This is a genomic window from Actinotalea sp., from assembly GCF_041597215.1.
GTDB lineage: Bacteria > Actinomycetota > Actinomycetes > Actinomycetales > Cellulomonadaceae > Actinotalea.
Window position 1 is genome coordinate 1 of the sequence record NZ_JBFHHB010000040.1, and the last position, 16,825, is coordinate 16,825.

Here is a 16,825-nt window from a genome sequence, read left to right on the forward strand (position 1 = left end):
AGACCCTGCACCGAGAGGAGGACGCCGAGCTGGGAGAGGCTGAGTCCGCGCTCGATCGGCAGGAGCGCCATCACCCCGATGACCAGGCCCGTCGGGAACCAGCGGGTGGCGGTGAGGATGAGCAGGGTGTCCCGCGCGGACGAGGCCGAGACCCTGCTGCGCACCGGGCTGGTCACCGCCGTCGGTCCCCGCCGGTGTCCATCGGGAAGAGCACGGTGTACAGGGCGAGGCGCTGCGCGTCGGGATGGCCCTGACCGGCGCGGCGGTACCTCTCGACGAGCCGTCCGAGCTCGGCGGAGAACTCCTCGGCCTGCTCGGCCGTGAGGACCATGAGCCAGTCGCTCATCCCGGCGGCGTCCCGCCAGGCGACGGGCCACTCGGCCTCGACGTCCAACCAGCGCTCGAACTGACTGCCGAGCGCCCTCGCGTAGTCGCGCACGAGCCAGTTCAGCGCCGCCTGCGCGTCCTCGTCGCCGGTGAAGTCGCTCGTCGACCAGCCGTGCGACTCGGTCGCCGCTCGCCAGAGCCGCCGCTTGCCCTCGCCCTCCCCCGTGTCCGAGACGAGGCCGACGGACTCGAGCGTGCGCAAGTGGTAGGACGTCGCGCCCGAGTTGGTCCCCAGGGCGGCGGCCAGCTCGGTGGCCGTGGCAGGACCCCCACGCCTCAGGGCGGTCAGCAGTCGCGAACGCAGGGGGTGAGCGAGGACCTTGAGCGCGCCGGCGTCGAGGCGTCGCGCGTGGCTGACCGGGTCAGGGGTCGTCGACATGCGTGCACAATACCTATGCACAACTTCTCTGCACAAGGCTCGCCTGTCGGCCGCCGGCACCGCGCCATCGGCCGGCACCGCGCCATCGGCCGGGAGGGACCCTCCGTACAGACCGATGACCCGCCGGTTCGGGAACCGACGGGTCATCGCGTCCGATCGAGGCGTCCTCCGCTGCCGGGCAGCGGGGCGCAGCCGCCCTCGGGCGGTGTGGCTCAGTCCTGAGCAGGACGGGCGGTGGGCACGCCGAGCAGCCCGCGGACCTCGGCCTCGTTGTAGCGGCGGTGGCCGCCGAGGGTCCTGATCGCCGTGAGCTTGCCGGCCTTCGCCCACCGGGTGACCGTCTTGGGGTCGACCCGGAACATGCTGGCCACCTCGGAGGGGGTGAGCAGAGCGGCGGGTGCGGAGGCGCGCTGGCTGGGGGTGGTGTACGTCGACATGATGACTCCTCGTCGTTCGGTAGCCCGGCCGACCACGTGGGTCCCGTTGACTTTGCGTCCCCACCTCGCGGTGGGTTTGCCCTTTTCGCTGACGTGGACAGGCTCACACAATCCGGACATTCGCGCAACTCTCGCCTCCAGCGCCACGACTCGTTCACCCGAATGCAGCAGTCGGGCGACGCCGTCTGTCACCGTCGTCGTGACCGTGTCCGGCGAGGTCGGTCACACCCGGGACGGGTCGCCGGTCACCGACACGCTCGCCGCGGGCGTTCACACCCACGACACGTCGGGGCGAGCAGACTGCACCCATGACCGCACTCTGGCTGGACGCCGACCCCACCCACCTGCGAGCCCGAGGCAGCCTCAAGTGGACGGCGACGCCCGCATCGGTGGCGGCCTGGGTGGCGGAGTCGGACCTCGGTACGGCCCCTGCGGTGAGCGAGGCCCTGCACGGAGCGATCGACCGCGGGCTCACGGGCTACCTTCCGCGCGACCTCGCGGCCGAGACGCGCGAGGCCTGTGCGGCCTGGCAGCGCGAGCGCTACGGCTGGGACGTCCCGGTCTCCCGGGTCCACCTCGTCCCGGACGTCATCGAGGCGTTCCGGATCGCCGTGCACCACCACACCCGAGCGGGAGGGGCGGTCGTGCTGCCGACCCCCGCGTACATGCCGTTCGTCACCCTGCCCGAGCAGTGGGACCGCTCGGTGGTGCGCGTACCGATGGTCGGCGACGCGGACGGCCAGGCCACCTTCGACCTCGTCGGCATCGAGGAGGCGCTCTCCGCGCATCCGGGCTCCCTGCTCGCCCTGGTCAACCCGCACAACCCCACCGGGCGGGTGCACGAACGAGCCGAGCTGATCGCCCTCGCGGAGGTGGTGCAGCGCACCGGCGCGTGGGTGTTCGCCGACGAGATCCACGCCCCGCTCGTCGGGCGCGGGCGCACCCACGTGCCCTACGCCTCCCTCTCCCCCGCGACGGCCGCGCACACCACCACCGCGACGGCAGCCTCGAAGGGGTGGAACATCCCCGGGCTCAAGTGCGCCCAGGTGATCGTCACGGACGAGGACGACGCCGCGTGGTGGGAGGCCAACGGGGAGCAGAACGGCCACGGCGTCTCGACCCTCGGCGCCGTCGCGACCACCGCCGCGTACCGCCACGGCGGGCCGTGGCTCGAGGGCCTCCTGGACTACGTCGCCGAGAACTCGACGGCCCTGCGCGAGGCGTTGGGGCCGCAGATCCCCTTCGCCGACCCCGAGGGCACCTACCTCGTGTGGCTCGACCTGCGCGGGCCGCTGGCTGCCCTGCCGTCCCCCCCGCCTCCCGGCGAGGTCGCACGCTGGCTCCTCGAGACGGCAGGGGTCGCCGTCGTGGACGGGATGGCCAACGGCGGGCACCACGGATTCGTCCGGTTCAACCTCGCCACGCCACGGCCGCTCGTCGTGGAGGCCGGAAGGCGTCTGCGCTCAGCGCTGGGCTGCTGAGGATCGCCTCCCGCAGGCAGATCGAGCACGCAGACCGAGCAGGCAGACCGCGCAGGCAGACCGTCGGCCCGGAACCCCGGAGGGGCACCGGGCCGACGGGTCCGTCATGCCGTGCTCTGCGCGATCTCCGCGGGAGCGGTCGCTCCGTGCTGGACCTCGATCCGGCGCGGCTTGGCCTCCTCCGCGACGGGGATCGTCAGGGTGAGCACGCCGTCGGTGTAGCTCGCGGTGATCTTGTCGAGCGCGAGCCCGCGGCCAACGGTCAGCTGGCGGACGTAGGTGCCCGAGGCGCGCTCGCGCAGGTGCCACTGCGCGTCCGCGTCGGTGCGTGCCGTGCGCTCGGCGCGCACGGTCAGGGTGCGGTCCTCGACGTTGACGTCGATGCTGCCCGGGTCCACGCCCGGCAGGTCGACGTGCAGCACGTAGTGGTCGCCTGCGCGGTACAGGTCCATCGGCATGCCGGCCACGGACGGCGCCTCACGCAGGGCACCGACGACGTCCTCCATCCAGCGGGACGGGTCGGTGAAGGGGTACAAGCGGGTAGCCACGCGGATCACCTCCTCGCGGAGCCCCCGGACCGTCCGAGGGCTCGTCGCGCCCCGGGCGGGGCCGTTCCCGCCCGGGTGCTACGACTTCATTATTAGCACTCTCCCCCGTCGAGTGCCAGCCACAGATCTGCAGGTCGCACCCCTCCCCCTGGGTCTTTCGTCATGGGCAGGTAGCCTCACTAGCACGGGACGCCCCGGACCTATGGCACACGCGCGCGGCACCGACGCCACGTAGCGTCGTTCCTGGGTCAACGGTGATCCTCCACCCCTCCGAACAACCGGGAGAAGCCGTGAGTACACGAGCCCCTCGCACCAAGGCCGTCGGCGACGCCGAGGCCATCGCCCCGACCTCGCCGGTCGACAGCCTGGTCGCGAACGCGACGAAGGCCCTGTCCGCCTACGCCTCGTTCACGCAGGCCGACGTCGACCACATCGTCAAGAAGGCCTCCGTCGCGGCGCTCAACCAGCACGGCCAGCTCGCCAAGCTCGCCGTCGAGGAGACCGGTCGCGGTGTCTTCGAGGACAAGGCCGTCAAGAACATCTTCGCCTGCGAGCACGTGACGAACTCGATGGCCTCCGCCAAGACGGTCGGCATCGTCTCCCGTGACGAGATCACGGGCATCGTCGAGATCGCCGAGCCCGTCGGCGTCGTCTGCGCCATGGTCCCGGTCACCAACCCGACCTCGACCGCCATCTTCAAGTCGCTCATCGCGCTGAAGACCCGCAACCCGATCATCTTCGCGTTCCACCCCTCCGCCCAGGAGTGCTCGGTCGCCGCGGCCAGGATCGTCCGCGACGCTGCCGTCGCCGCCGGCGCGCCCGAGAACTGCATCCAGTGGGTCGAGACGCCGTCGATGGACACCACGAGCGAGCTGATGAACCACGAGGGCGTCGCGCTGATCCTCGCCACCGGCGGAAACGCCATGGTTCGCGCCGCGTACTCCTGCGGCAAGCCCGCCCTCGGCGTCGGCGCCGGCAACGTCCCCGCGTACATCCACAAGTCCGCCAAGCTCAAGCGCGCGGTGAACGACGTGACGATGTCGAAGTCCTTCGACAACGGCATGGTGTGCGCCTCGGAGCAGGCCGTCATCCTCGACACCGACATCTACGACGAGGCGATGGCCGAGTTCAAGCGGCTGCACGCGTACGTCTGCTCGGCCGAGGAGAAGGCCAAGCTCGAGAACTTCATCTTCGGTGTCGAGGCCAACAGCGCGAACTGTGGCGGCGCGAAGCTCAACGCCGCCGTCGTCGGCCAGACCCCGCAGTGGATCGCCGAGAAGGCCGGCTTCACGATCCCGGCCGACGCGACGATCCTCATGGCCGAGGTGCCCGAGGTCGGCCCCGCCGAGCCGCTGACGCGCGAGAAGCTCGCCCCGGTCCTCGCGGTCCTGCGCGCGCAGAACACCGAGCACGGGATCAAGCTCGCCGAGCAGATGGTGGAGTTCGACGGACTGGGCCACTCCGGCGCCATCCACTCCGAGGACGTCGACCTGGTCGAGGAGTTCGGCACCCGCGTCAAGGCGACCCGCATCATCTGGAACTCGCCCTCCTCGCAGGGCGGCATCGGCGACATCTACAACGCCTTCATCCCGTCCCTGACCCTCGGCTGCGGCTCGCACGGCCGCAACTCGGTCTCGAACAACGTCTCGGCGGTCAACCTGGTGAACATCAAGCGCATCGGTCGTCGCAACAACAACCTCCAGTGGTTCAAGGTCCCGGCCAAGACGTACTTCGAGCCGAACGCGATCCGCTACCTCGCGGACATGCCCGACATCCACCGCGTGACGATCGTCACCGACGCGACGATGACCAAGCTCGGCTTCGTCGACCGGATCATCGAGATCCTCGGACGTCGTGACGAAAAGGTCTCGCTGCAGATCATCGACAACGTCCTGCCCGAGCCGTCGATCAAGTCGGTCGACCGCGGTGCGGAGCAGATGCGCGAGTTCGGCCCGGACACGATCATCGCCCTCGGCGGTGGCTCGCCGATGGACGCCGCCAAGGTCATGTGGCTGCGCTACGAGCACCCGGAGATCGTCTTCGCCGACATGCGCGAGAAGTTCTTCGACGTCCGCAAGCGTGCCTTCAAGTTCCCGGCCCTGGGTGAGAAGGCCAAGCTCGTCTGCATCCCGACCACCTCGGGCACCGGTGCAGAGGTCACGCCGTTCGCGGTCATCACGGACGAGAAGACGGGCGTCAAGTACCCGCTCGCCGACTACGCCCTGACCCCGACCGTCGCGATCATCGACCCGGCGCTGACCGGCAAGATGCCGGCCACCGTCGCCGCCGACTCCGGATACGACGCCCTGACGCACGCCACCGAGGCGTACGTGTCGGTCTACGCCAACGACTTCACCGACGGCCTCGCGCTGCACGCCATCAAGCTGATCTTCGAGAACCTCGCGGAGTCGGTCAACAACGGCGAGGCTGCGGTCAAGGCCCGCGAGAAGATGCACAACGCCGGCACGATCGCCGGTATGGCCTTCGGGAACGCGTTCCTGGGGATCGTGCACGCGATGGCGCACACCATCGGCTCGAACTTCCACCTGGCGCACGGCCGTACCAACGCGACGCTGCTCGCGCACGTCGTCCGGTACAACGGCACCATCCCGTCGAAGTTCAACAGCTGGCCCAAGTACGAGTCCTACGTGGCTCCGGAGCGCTACCAGCAGATCGCCCAGCACCTCGGCCTCAAGGCCAGCACCCCGGAGGAGGGCGTCGAGTCCTACGCCCGGGCGCTGGAGGAGCTGCGTGACAAGCTCGGCATGCCGAACTCGTTCGCCGCTCAGGGCGTGTCCGAGGAGGCCTTCATGGCCAAGCTGGACGACCTCGCGATGCGCTCCTACGAGGACCAGTGCGCACCCGCCAACCCGCGGATGCCGATGCTGGACGACATGAAGGACATCATGACCGCGGCGTACTACGGCACGTCGACGACGGACGTGCGCTCACGGCGCGCGGCGGAGGGCACCCCGGAGGAGGCCACCCAGGAGGCCACCCCCGCGTCCTGACGCTGAGGTCGACGCCCGGTCGCGCGGGCGGGCGACCCCACCCGGTGGCCGGGTCCCTTCGGGGGCCCGGCCACCGTCGTGCGTGGCCGTCGCCGGACCGTCGGGCCCGTTCCCAGGTCCACGGGGCACACTGGGGCCCTGGCCCCGTCACCGCAGGAGGAACCATGTCCGCTCGTCACGACCGCAGGCGCCCGGCAGCCGCCCTGCTCGCAGCCGGGATGCTGCTCCCCGCGCTCCTGCTGACCGGCTGCTCCGAGGACTCCGTCGACTGGGACTCGGTCGGCCAGGCGGTCCAGCAGGGGGTCGACAAGGCCAGAGGCGCCGTCGACGACATCTCCGCCGCGGCATCGGACGCCGGTCTCGACCAGGACACGCTCGCGCAGGTGACGGACGTCACCGGCTCGGCGGACGAGGCGATCGCCCAGGCGCGAGCAGCCCTCGACAGCGCCTCGGCCGCAGGGGAGACCGCCTCGACGCAGGTCGCCGAGGCCAAGGCCGCTCTCCAGGACGCCAGGACGAAGGTGGCGGAGCTCGGCGACAGGGTCGGGGAGCCCGTCGCCTCGGCGCTCGACGCACTCGCCGACCAGCTCGACGCGCTCGCCGGGGAGCTCGACGGCGCGAGCTGAGACGACACACCCGGGACCTCGGGGAACGGCACGGGGCGCCGCGACCGCTAGCGTTCAGCCGTGAGCACGCTGACGTCCCCCACGCCCCTGTCCGGCCTCCAGATCGTGCTGCGGCTCGGTGACCAGGAGGCCACGGTCACCGACGTCGGGGCGAAGCTGCGCAGCTACAGCGTCTCCGGACGCCCCGTCGTCACGCCCTTCCCCGAGGACGTCGTGGCGCCGGCCGGCCACGGGGCTGTGCTCGCGCCCTGGCCGAACCGGATGCGTGACGGCCGGTACACCTTCGACGGCGTCGACCACCAGGTGGACATCTCCGAGCCGGAGCGCAGCACGGCGCTCCACGGCCTCGTCATGTGGCAACGGTGGTCCGTCGAGCAGGTGGCGGACGCCGGGCACGAGGACGGCCAGGCCGTGACCCTCGCGCTGCGCCTCGCCCCGAGCGGGGGCTACCCCTTCGACCTGCTGCTGCGCACGACCTACCGGCTCACCGCCACCGGCCTGCACGTCCAGACCACGGCGACCAACCTCGGTGCTACGGCGGCTCCCTACGGCGTGGGCTTCCACCCGTGGCTCTCGCCGGGCGACGGTTCCATCGACGACTGCACGCTCCGGCTCGACGCCACGACCCGGGTCCTGGTCGACGACCGCCTCCTGCCGGTGGGCACCACGCCCGTCGACGGCAGCTACGACCTGCGTGAGCCGCGGCCGGTCCGGGGCCTGGACCTGGACGACGCCTACGTCGACGTGCTGCGCGACGAGGACGGACTGTCCTGGATCCGCCTGACCGGCGCCGACGGGCGCACCGCCGCCGTCTGGATGGACGAGTCCATGGACACCTGGCAGGTCTGCACCGGCGACCACCTGGGCGACCCGGAGTGGTGCCGCACCGGCGTCGCCGCCGAGCCGATGAGCTGCCTGGCCGACGCGTTCCGCACCGGCGACCGTCTGGTCCGGCTGGAGCCGGGAGCCGAGCACGAGGTCACCTGGGGTCTTGCCCTGATCTGAGGCCAGCCGGCCGGTCGCAGGTCCGCAGGGACCCGAGGCGGCTCAGTCCCAGTTGGTGCCCTTGGCCTCGGTGCCCGGGACGTACTCCCAGTGCCAGGGCTCGTACGCGCCGGAGCCCCCGGCACGCGCCCACGCGGGGTTCGCCCAGCCGTAGGTGGGCCCGTTCTCCGTGAGCCAGGAGATCTTCGCGCTGTTGTAGGTGACCGAGGAGCACAGGTCGACGGCGAGGCCCCAGCCGTGGTTCGAGGTGCCAGGGGCAGCTGCCAGCCCGGGCTTGGTGTAGGCCAGGCGCTGCTGCTCGGCCAGCGTGCGGTAGGAGTCCGTGATGCACAGCGGCTCGCCCATCGCCGCCGTGAAGTCCTCGTTCAACGCCGACATGGCCACGGCGGCGTCGCCACGGAGCATGTTCGTCCCGTCCCAGAGGGTGCACAGGTCGTCCGTGGCGATCTGGCCGTTCGCCGGGCCCGGGTCGACCGAGGGGTCGCAGGTCGGAAGGGGGTTGCGGTCGACGGACCGGCTCACGGTCACCGCGTCCCGCGAGACCTCGGGAAGGGGAGCGAGAAGCGAGGTGGGCGTGCTCTCCACGGCTGCGGCGGAGAGCACGGAGAAGGCGGAGGGTGCACTGCTGCCCGCGAGCTCGGCGCCGGCCCCCGAGGTATCGGAGCCGATCGCGCCGAAGGCCGGGACGCCGATCGTCCCGACGGCGAGGAAGCCCACCACGAACGCACGCACGGCGACAGCGGGGTGGAGACGACGACGAGGCCGGGATGCCGCTCGACGGCGGTCGCGACGGGAGGCCGGAGCGGACGCCGTCTCGGTGTGCGCTGCCTCCACGGGACCTCCGGGTCGGGCCGCGCTGCGCGCGGCGGTGAGTCGTCGATCTGTCAGGGGGCGACGGCCGCGTATGGGGGTACGAGGGCCGCCGGGGTGATTACAGAAGAGTAACGGTTCGGCGACGCGGAATCCACGTCGCCGAGCGTCGCCTACGTCACATCCTCAGAGCTGGCCCCGCTGCATGGCGTCCCGGACCTCGCCGACGAGCTCCTCGAGGATGTCCTCGAGGAAGACGACACCGAGCACGTCGCCGCCCTCGGAGACCACTCGGGCGAGGTGCGCGCCGGAGCGCTGCATCTCCGCAAGCGCGTCCTCCACCTCGTCGTCGGCGTGCACCTCCGCGAGCGCGCGCACACGCCACAGCGGGATGGCGTCGTCACGGTCCTCTGCGCCGGCGTACAGCACGTCCTTGAGGTGCAGGTAGCCGATCGCCGCACCGGTCTCGTCCTGCACGACGAACCGGCTGAATCCGGTCCTGGCGACCAGACGCTCGAGCTCGGCCGCGCTCGCGCCCAGCGGGACGGCCACGAGGTCGTCGGTCGCCACCATGACCTCTCCGGCGGTGCGGTCGCTGAACTGGAGCGCGCCCGTGAGCAGGCCATGGGCGTCGTCGAGCAGCCCCTCCGCACGCGAGCGCTCGACGATCGACTGGACCTCCTGCGCGGTGAACGCGGAGGCGACCTCGTCCTTGGGCTCGACCCCGAACTGCCGGAGCAGATGGTTGGCCATGTGGTTGAGGACCACGATCACCGGACGCAGGATGCGCGCGATCCAGACCAGCGGCGGGCCGAACCAGAGCACGGCCTTGTCGGGACCGGAGACGGCGAGGTTCTTGGGCACCATCTCGCCCAGCACCACGTGCAGGTAGACCACGATCCCGAGGGCGACGACGAAGGCGATCGGATGCGTCGCGGCCTCGGGCAGCCCCAGCGCGTGGAGGGGGACCTCGAGCCCGTGAGCGATCGCCGGTTCGGCGACCACACCGAGCGAGGTCGAGCAGATGGTGATGCCGAGCTGCGCGCACGCGAGCATGAGGGAGACGTGCTCCATCGCCCACAGCACCACTCGCGCCCGGCGCGAGCCCGCCTCGGCGAGCGGCTCGATCGCGCTGCGCCGCGCGGAGATGATCGCGAACTCGGCGCCGACGAAGAACGCATTGCCGGCCAGCAGGAGCACGGCGAGGCCCAGTGCCATCCCTGTGCTCATGCGTCCTCCTCCGTCCCCTGCTCGGCCAGGACGCCGATCCGGTCGACCCGCCTGCCGTCCATCCGCACGACGGTCAGTCGCACGCCACCCGTCAGGACGGAGTCACCCACCTCCGGGACCCTCCCGAGCACGGCCATGACGAGCCCGCCGAGGGTCTCGTAGGCGCCGTCGTCGGGGACCACCAGCCCGGTGCTCTCGTCGAGCTCGTCCGGGCGCAGCAGGCCGGGGACGTTCCAGCCCGCGCCTGCGCGGTAGACGCCGGCCCGGCGCGGGTCGTGCTCGTCCGCGACCTCGCCGACGATCTCCTCGACCACGTCCTCGAGGGTGACCAGGCCGGCCGTGCCGCCGTACTCGTCCACGACGAGGGCCATCTGCAGGCCGAGGCCGCGCAGCTCGACCAGGAGCGGGCCCAGGCGGACGGTCTCGGGGACCCGGGGTGCCTCGTCCATCAGGGCAGCCGCCGGGACCTCGGCGCGACGGTCGAACGGGACGGCGATCGCCTTGCGCAGGTGGACCACGCCGACGACGTCGTCGTGCGAGGAGTCGATCACGGGGAAGCGTGAGTGGCCGGAGGCCCGTGCGAGGTCGACGACCTCTGCTGCGCTCGCGTCTCGCCGCACGACGACCATCCGGGTGCGGTCGGTCATCACGTCGACGGCGACCAGCGTGTTGAGCTCGAGGGAGTTGGTCAGTCGCGTGGCGGTCCCGACGTCGAGCGTCCCGACCTCTGCCGATCGACGCACGAGAGTGACCAGCTCCTGCGCGGACCGCCCGCCGGAGAGCTCCTCGCGCGGCTCGACGCCGACCCGCCGCAGCAGCGCGTTCGCCGTGCCGTTGAGCGCAGAGATCACCGGGCGCAGCGCGGAGCTGAAGCCGACCTGGGCCCGGGAGACGGCCACGGCGGTCTCCCACGGGCGGCTCAGCGCGAGGTTCTTCGGCACGAGCTCGCCGAAGAGCATCGAGAAGCCGTTGACCAGGATCAGGGCGAGGATCCCCGCGATCGCGGTCGCCACCCCGTCGCTCAGCGTCGTGTCGCCGAGGCCGGCCACCACGAGCCGGGCGATCGCCGGCTGCGTCGTGTACCCGAGCAGGATCGTCGTCGCGGTGATGCCGACCTGCGCCCCGGAGAGCTGGGTCGACAGGGTCGAGAGCGCCCGCCGGACGGACTGGGAGGAGCGGCTCGCCGTTCCTCGGGCCGACGCCTCCTGGACCTCCCGGTCCACCAGCGCGGGGTCGAGCGTGACGAGCGCGAACTCGGCCGCGACGAAGAGCGCCGTGCCGACCGTCAGGCCGACGCCGAGAAGGACCAAGAGCCACTCGCTCAGCACAGTGCAGTCCTCCGGCAAGTCATCGTGCAGAGAGCATAACCGGCTGTGCGACGCTGGCCTCATGGCGAACACGATCGACGGGGCCGGGCGCGCGACACCTCTCGTGCTGGTGGTCGAGGACGAGCCGGCCATCGCGACCGCTGTCGCGCACCGGATGCGCGCGGAGGGCTGGACGGCCGAGATCGCGGCGGACGGCATCACCGCTGTCGAGACGGCCCTGCGGATCCTCCCCGACGTCGTCGTGCTGGACGTGATGCTGCCCGGTCTCGACGGCCTCGAGGTCTGCCGTCGGATCCAGGCCGAGCACCCCATCCCGGTGATCATGCTCACCGCCCGGGACGACGAGACCGACATGCTCGTCGGCCTGGGCGTCGGCGCCGACGACTACCTGACCAAGCCCTTCTCGATGCGCGAGCTCGTGGCCCGGACGCGGAGCCTGCTGCGCCGCGTCGAGCGCTCGGCGCAGCTCGCCGCCCGGCAGTCGACGCTGCCCACGATCGTGTCCGGAGACGTGGTGATCGATCGCGCCCAGCGACGGGTGAGCCGCGCCGGGGCCGAGATCCACCTCACCCCCACCGAGTTCGACCTGCTGATGACCCTCGCGACGAGCCCCCGCACCGTGCTGACCAGGGAGAAGCTGCTCGCCGAGGTCTGGGACTGGATCGATGCGAGCGGGACGCGCACGGTCGACTCCCACGTGAAGGCGCTCCGCCGCAAGCTCGGCCCGGACCTCATCCGCACGGTGCACGGCGTGGGCTACGCCTTCGAGCCGACCCCGGGATCATGAGCGCTCCGCGGCACGCCGTCCGGTCCCGCCTCGACGTACGGCCTCTGGACAGCCTCTCCTCGATCAAGATCAAGCTCGGGGTGCTCGTCACGGCGACCGTCACGCTCGCGGCATTCCTCACCTGGATCGGGCTGTACAACCACCTCGGACCGCGGTGGACGCTCCCGCTCGCGGTCGTCGTGTCCGTCATCGCCGTCCAGGTGCTCGCTCACGGGATGACCTCACCCCTGAGGGAGATGACGGCAGCGGCCCGCGCCATGGCACAGGGCGACTACTCGGTGCGGGTCCGGGCGAGCAGCCGGGACGAGGTGGGACAGCTCGCGGGAGCGTTCAACACCATGGCGGACGACCTCGCCCAGGCGGACACGCTCCGCCGCGAGCTGGTCGCGAACGTCTCGCACGAGCTGCGCACCCCGGTCGCCGCCCTCCAGGCACAGCTGGAGAACATGGTCGACGGCGTCAGCCCGATGGACCGGTCGACGCTCGAGGTGGCGTTGGCCCAGACCGAACGGCTCGGGCGGTTGGTCACCGACCTCCTGGACCTCTCGCGGCTCGAGGCGGGGGCGGTCAAGGTGGAACCGGCCGCCGTCCCGCTCGACGCCTTCCTGCACGAGGCCGTCGCCGGCGCTCGGCTCGTCTCGCCCCGCAAGGCGCTCGAGTTCGAGGTGACCGTCGAACCGGCCGACCTCACCGTGCAGGCCGATGCCCAGCGCCTGCACCAGGTGGTGGCCAACCTCCTGCACAACGCCGTGCGGCACTCCCCGACCGGTGGCCGGATCCTCGTGCGGGCGCGACGGACCGGCTCGCAGATGGTGCTCGACGTGATCGACGAGGGACCCGGGATCGCCGTCGGCGAGCGCCGGGCCGTGTTCGAGCGCTTCACGCGCGGCAACGCACCGACCACCACGGGCCAGATCAGCACCGGGGGGACGGGGCTCGGGCTCGCCATCGTGCGCTGGGCCGTCCTGCTGCACGGCGGGACCGTCGAGGTCGCTGACACGCCATCGGGATGCGACATGCGGGTGACGATCCCCCTCCGGCAGGACCAGCGGAGCGATACCGTGCCCCGGTGAGCGGAACGCACCCCGGCGTCATCGAGATCACGCACCTGTCCAAGTCCTTCGGCGCGGTCACGGCGGTCGACGACCTCTCCTTCAGCGTCGTCCCCGGCCGGGTGACCGGCTTCCTCGGCCCCAACGGTGCCGGCAAGACCACGACGCTGAGGATGCTGCTCGGGCTCGTGCGCCCGAGCGCCGGTACGGCCACCATCGGCGGCGTGCCGTACGGCGAGCTCCCCCGGCCGATGCGGACGGTGGGAGCGGCGCTGGAGGCGGCGAGCTTCCATCCCGGACGGTCGGCACGTGACCACCTGCGCATGTACGCGCCGCAGGTCGCGGTTCCGGACCGCCGCTGCGACGAGGTCCTCGACCTCGTCGGCATGGGGGCGGCAGCGCACCGTCGGGTCGGGGAGTTCTCCCTCGGGATGCGGCAGCGCCTCGGGCTGGCCACCACCCTGCTCGGTGACCCCCAGGTGCTCGTGCTCGACGAGCCGGCGAACGGCCTCGACCCCGAGGGCATCGCCTGGCTGCGCGGATTCCTCCGCCACCTGGCAGGCGAGGGTCGGACCGTCCTGGTCTCCAGCCACGTGCTGTCCGAGGTCCAGCAGACCGTCGACGAGGTCGTGATCATCGCGCGAGGTCGCCTCGTCCACAGCTCCTCGCTCCGGGACCTCGCGGCCCTCACCCGACGCCAGGTGCGGGTCACCTCCCCCGACGCCGACGGGCTCGCCCGCCTCGTCGCCGAGCGCTGGCCCGGGGCGAGCCGTGCCCGGCACGCCGGCGCCGAGGAGGCGGGAACCGCCGTCCTCGAGGAGGTCACAGCCGCCGAGGTGGGCCACGCGGCGTTCGCGGCGGGGCTGGAGCTCCACGAGCTGACGACCGACGTCGTCGACCTGGAGGCTGCCTTCCTCCGCCTGACCTCCGACCCGGGCGAACCACCCGCTGCCTCCACCACGGCGCACGGGGCAGGTGCCCGATGAGCGCCGCCCTCCGCGTCGAGTACCGCAAGCTCGTGACCACCCGGCTGTGGTGGGTGCTCCTCATCGGGATGGCCGCGTACATGGCCTTCCTCGGAGCGGTGATGGCCTTCGCGTACACCGACCCCGCAGCCGCTCAGACCTCCGGCCTCGGCCTCCCGGTCGGCGACACCGAGCTGGCGAGGACGGTCTACGGGCTAGCGCCGTCCCTCGGCTACGTGTTCCCGGCCGTCGTCGGCGCGCTCTCGGTCACCTCGGAGTACCGGAACATGACGGTCACCCCCACCTTCCTCGCCGAGCCGCGCCGTGGCGTCGTCCTGGTCGCCAAGCTCATGGCGAGCATCCCCGTCGGCCTGATGTTCGGGCTGGCAGGGACGGCAGGGTCGGTGCTCGGCGGCGCGCCCGTCCTCGCCGTTCGCGGGCGGGAGACGCTGCTCACCGATCCCACGATCCTGCAGACCCTGCTGCTCTCGGTCGTGGCCCTCACCGTCTGGTGCCTCGTCGGCGTGGGCTTCGGCTCGGTGCTCACGCACCAGGTCGCGGCGGTCGTCGTCCTGCTCGCCTTCACCCAGTTCGTCGAGCCCCTCGTCCGGCTGGGCCTGAGCGCGGTGGAGTCCCTGAGCGGGATCGCGCGCTGGCTCCCGGGAGCGGCAGGGGAGGCGATCGCCGGGGCGAGCATCTACGGGGCAGGCGACCCCGGTGCCCTGCTGACGTGGTGGGGCGGGCTGCTCGTCCTGGTCGGCTACGGCGTCGGGCTCGCGGCGATCGCCCGGGTCACCACGCTGCGACGTGACATCACCTGACCCTCCTGGGGGCCGCACTTGGCCTGGCGAGAGGGTCGATTGCCAGCGCGTGACCAGGGCCACACCCGTCGTAGACACCCGCCCGGCACCGCCCCGATCCGGCCGGAGGAAGGGCCCGTCGAGGGCGCGGATCCGGTGCGCGGTGGCCTAGGCTGAGCGGGCAGAGAGGCCGAGCAACGGCCTTTGGTCCGGGGTTGGAAGAGGCGGTCCTCGCGTGTCGCAGAAGAGTGGGTCGGACGCAGTGAAGGCCGCGTTCGGTGCGAACCAGTGGCTCGTCGACGAGCTCTACGAGAAGTACCTCGCTGATCCCGCGTCCGTCGACCCCGCCTGGTGGGACTTCTTCGCCGACTACCGGCCACGCACCGACCTCGGGACGCCCACCGCCGCTGCCCCGAGCGTGACCGAACCGAGCGGCGGGAGCAACGGGGTGGCAACCGCCGCACCCGCCGCTGCCGCGAAGCCGGCCGCCGGCGAGGAGCCCTCGGGGGCGGCAGCGACGCAGGCAGCACCCGCCGCTCCGCCCCAGCAGGCGCCGACCACCCAGGACGAGAGCCCGGCACCCGCCGCCCGTACCGAGCGCTCCGCCGAGCAGACCCTCCCGCGCACCCCCAGGGAACCGGTGAGCACGCTCACGGGCCCGATCGCCGCGGCCCAGCCGGCCACGGCGCTGTACGCCTACCCGCCCGCCGCCCGCGTCGAGCACCCCAGCGCCCGCGAGGCCGAGACCGTCGACCGGCTGCGCGGGCCGGCCGCACGTGTCGTGGCGAACATGGAGTCGAGCCTCGAGGTGCCCACGGCGACCTCGGTGCGTGCGGTACCCGCCAAGCTCATGGTCGACAACCGGACCGTGATCAACAACCACCTCGCCCGCACCCGCGGCGGGAAGATCTCCTTCACCCACCTGATCGGCTACGCGATCGTCGAGGCGCTGGCCGACATGCCCGCGATGAACCAGGGCTACCTGCTCGTCGACGGCAAGCCGGCCGTCGTGAGCCCCGGGCACGTGAACCTCGGGCTCGCGATCGACCTCGCCAAGCCGGACGGCACGCGCCAGCTCCTCGTCCCGAGCATCAAGCGCTCGGACACGCTGGACTTCGGCCAGTTCGTCGCCGCCTACGAGGAGGTCGTCCGCAAGGCCCGTGCCGGCAAGCTCACCGTCGAGGACTTCTCCGGGACGACGATCACGCTGACCAACCCGGGGACGATCGGCACCGTGCACTCCGTGCCGCGGCTCATGGCCGGTCAGGGCACGATCGTCGGCGTCGGCGCGATGGACTACCCGGCGGAGTTCCAGGGCGCCTCGGACGAGCAGCTCGCCCGGCTCGGCATCTCCAAGGTCCTCACGCTCACCTCCACCTACGACCACCGGATCATCCAGGGCGCGCAGTCGGGCGACTTCCTGCGGATCATCTCGGCGAAGCTGCTCGGCGACGGCGGCTTCTACGACCGCGTCTTCACCTCGCTGCGCATCCCCTACGAGCCGGTCCGCTGGGTGCGGGACAACACCGTCGACGCCGACACCGAGCTCGCCAAGCCCGCGCGGATCGCCGAGCTCATCCACTCCTACCGTTCTCGCGGGCACCTCATGGCCGAGACCGACCCCTTGGCCTACCGCCAGCGCAAGCACCCCGACCTCGACATCCAGAACCACGGGCTCACCCTGTGGGACCTCGACCGCGTCTTCCCCAGCGCCGGGTTCACCGGCAAGCCGAAGGCGACCCTCCGCGAGATCCTCGGGCTCCTGCGTGACTCCTACTGCCGGACCATCGGCGCCGAGTACATGCACCTGCAGGACCCGCGCCAGCGCCGCTGGCTCCAGGAGCGGCTCGAGGCCGGGTACGCCCGCACCCCGCGCGAGGACCAGCTGCGGATCCTGCGCCGACTCAACGCCGCCGAGGCCTTCGAGACGTTCCTGCAGACGAAGTTCGTCGGCCAGAAGAGGTTCTCCCTCGAGGGCG

15 protein-coding genes and 1 riboswitch are annotated in these 16,825 nt (G+C 71.7%); of the genes, 9 read left to right on the top strand and 6 right to left on the bottom strand.

All coding sequences use genetic code 11. From position 1 onward, the window contains the following. Positions 1-172 precede the first annotated feature (172 nt). Positions 173-766 (bottom strand): ArsR/SmtB family transcription factor, encoded by a 594-nt coding sequence (locus ABWK99_RS04740; RefSeq protein WP_372593548.1) that lies wholly within the window; start codon positions 764-766, stop codon positions 173-175. 212 nt (positions 767-978) lie between these two features. Further along, positions 979-1,203 carry a BldC family transcriptional regulator gene (locus ABWK99_RS04745; RefSeq protein ID WP_372593549.1) on the bottom strand — a complete coding sequence of 75 codons (225 nt, stop codon included), beginning with the start codon at positions 1,201-1,203 and terminating at the stop codon, positions 979-981. 15 nt (positions 1,204-1,218) lie between these two features. After that, positions 1,219-1,294, bottom strand: a riboswitch (cyclic di-GMP riboswitch). 217 nt (positions 1,295-1,511) lie between these two features. Here ABWK99_RS04745 and ABWK99_RS04750 point away from each other — a divergent pair. After that, a complete protein-coding gene (locus ABWK99_RS04750; protein WP_372593550.1) occupies positions 1,512-2,684 on the top strand; it encodes a MalY/PatB family protein in 1,173 nt (390 codons plus the stop codon). 104 nt (positions 2,685-2,788) lie between these two features. On the opposite strand, the gene ABWK99_RS04755 is transcribed toward ABWK99_RS04750, so the two are convergent. Next, positions 2,789-3,232, bottom strand: a complete 444-nt coding sequence (locus ABWK99_RS04755; RefSeq protein WP_372593551.1) for an Hsp20/alpha crystallin family protein — start codon at positions 3,230-3,232, stop codon at positions 2,789-2,791. Between the two features lie 290 nt (positions 3,233-3,522). On the opposite strand from ABWK99_RS04755, the gene adhE reads away from it, so the two are divergent. The 3 genes from adhE (at position 3,523) to ABWK99_RS04770 (ending at position 7,874) form a co-directional block, all read left to right on the top strand. Next, a complete protein-coding gene (gene adhE / locus ABWK99_RS04760) occupies positions 3,523-6,243 on the top strand; it encodes a bifunctional acetaldehyde-CoA/alcohol dehydrogenase (protein WP_372593552.1) in 2,721 nt (906 codons plus the stop codon). 164 nt (positions 6,244-6,407) lie between these two features. Then, the gene (locus ABWK99_RS04765; protein WP_372593553.1) at positions 6,408-6,869 is read left to right on the top strand and encodes a hypothetical protein; all 462 of its coding nucleotides are present in this window, start codon (positions 6,408-6,410) and stop codon (positions 6,867-6,869) included. A 60-nt stretch (positions 6,870-6,929) separates the two neighbouring features. Continuing rightward, complete coding sequence (locus ABWK99_RS04770; RefSeq protein WP_372593554.1) at positions 6,930-7,874, top strand: aldose 1-epimerase family protein; 945 nt, start codon at positions 6,930-6,932, stop codon at positions 7,872-7,874. A gap of 42 nt (positions 7,875-7,916) precedes the next feature. Here ABWK99_RS04770 and ABWK99_RS04775 read toward each other — a convergent pair whose 3' ends face one another. The 3 genes from ABWK99_RS04775 to ABWK99_RS04785 form a co-directional block, all read right to left on the bottom strand. Beyond that, on the bottom strand, positions 7,917-8,606 hold the full coding sequence (locus ABWK99_RS04775; protein WP_372593555.1) for a D-alanyl-D-alanine carboxypeptidase family protein: 690 nt from the start codon (positions 8,604-8,606) through the stop codon (positions 7,917-7,919). 264 nt (positions 8,607-8,870) lie between these two features. Then, positions 8,871-9,914: a hemolysin family protein gene (locus ABWK99_RS04780; RefSeq protein ID WP_372593556.1), complete on the bottom strand. Its 1,044-nt coding sequence runs from the start codon at positions 9,912-9,914 to the stop codon at positions 8,871-8,873. Continuing rightward, the gene (locus ABWK99_RS04785) at positions 9,911-11,242 is read right to left on the bottom strand and encodes a hemolysin family protein (RefSeq protein ID WP_372593557.1); all 1,332 of its coding nucleotides are present in this window, start codon (positions 11,240-11,242) and stop codon (positions 9,911-9,913) included. Before ABWK99_RS04785 ends, ABWK99_RS04780 begins: the two co-directional genes overlap by 4 nt. A 61-nt stretch (positions 11,243-11,303) precedes the next feature. Here ABWK99_RS04785 and ABWK99_RS04790 point away from each other — a divergent pair, with 61 nt between their 5' ends. The 5 genes from ABWK99_RS04790 to ABWK99_RS04810 all read left to right on the top strand — a co-directional run. Next, on the top strand, positions 11,304-12,029 hold the full coding sequence (locus ABWK99_RS04790) for a response regulator (RefSeq protein ID WP_372593558.1): 726 nt from the start codon (positions 11,304-11,306) through the stop codon (positions 12,027-12,029). Then, positions 12,026-13,102: an ATP-binding protein gene (locus ABWK99_RS04795; protein ID WP_372593559.1), complete on the top strand. Its 1,077-nt coding sequence runs from the start codon at positions 12,026-12,028 to the stop codon at positions 13,100-13,102. Before ABWK99_RS04790 ends, ABWK99_RS04795 begins: the two co-directional genes overlap by 4 nt. Beyond that, positions 13,099-14,067 carry an ABC transporter ATP-binding protein gene (locus tag ABWK99_RS04800; RefSeq protein ID WP_372593560.1) on the top strand — a complete coding sequence of 323 codons (969 nt, stop codon included), beginning with the start codon at positions 13,099-13,101 and terminating at the stop codon, positions 14,065-14,067. The genes ABWK99_RS04795 and ABWK99_RS04800 overlap by 4 nt, the downstream gene beginning before the upstream one ends. After that, positions 14,064-14,867, top strand: a complete 804-nt coding sequence (locus ABWK99_RS04805) for an ABC transporter permease (protein ID WP_372593561.1) — start codon at positions 14,064-14,066, stop codon at positions 14,865-14,867. Before ABWK99_RS04800 ends, ABWK99_RS04805 begins: the two co-directional genes overlap by 4 nt. Positions 14,868-15,081: 214 nt before the next feature. After that, positions 15,082-16,825: 2-oxo acid dehydrogenase subunit E2 (locus tag ABWK99_RS04810; RefSeq protein WP_372593562.1), on the top strand; the 1,744-nt coding region annotated here is incomplete at its 3' end.

What these genes read in the sequence shown, in the direction of transcription:
- ABWK99_RS04740 (WP_372593548.1), bottom strand. Translation starts at nt 766, where the DNA reads ATGTCGACGACCCCTGACCCGGTCAGCCACGCGCGACGCCTCGACGCC.
- ABWK99_RS04745 (WP_372593549.1), bottom strand. Translation starts at nt 1,203, where the DNA reads ATGTCGACGTACACCACCCCCAGCCAGCGCGCCTCCGCACCCGCCGCT.
- ABWK99_RS04750 (WP_372593550.1), top strand. Translation starts at nt 1,512, where the DNA reads ATGACCGCACTCTGGCTGGACGCCGACCCCACCCACCTGCGAGCCCGA.
- ABWK99_RS04765 (WP_372593553.1), top strand. Translation starts at nt 6,408, where the DNA reads ATGTCCGCTCGTCACGACCGCAGGCGCCCGGCAGCCGCCCTGCTCGCA.
- ABWK99_RS04780 (WP_372593556.1), bottom strand. Translation starts at nt 9,914, where the DNA reads ATGAGCACAGGGATGGCACTGGGCCTCGCCGTGCTCCTGCTGGCCGGC.
- ABWK99_RS04790 (WP_372593558.1), top strand. Translation starts at nt 11,304, where the DNA reads ATGGCGAACACGATCGACGGGGCCGGGCGCGCGACACCTCTCGTGCTG.
- ABWK99_RS04795 (WP_372593559.1), top strand. Translation starts at nt 12,026, where the DNA reads ATGAGCGCTCCGCGGCACGCCGTCCGGTCCCGCCTCGACGTACGGCCT.
- ABWK99_RS04805 (WP_372593561.1), top strand. Translation starts at nt 14,064, where the DNA reads ATGAGCGCCGCCCTCCGCGTCGAGTACCGCAAGCTCGTGACCACCCGG.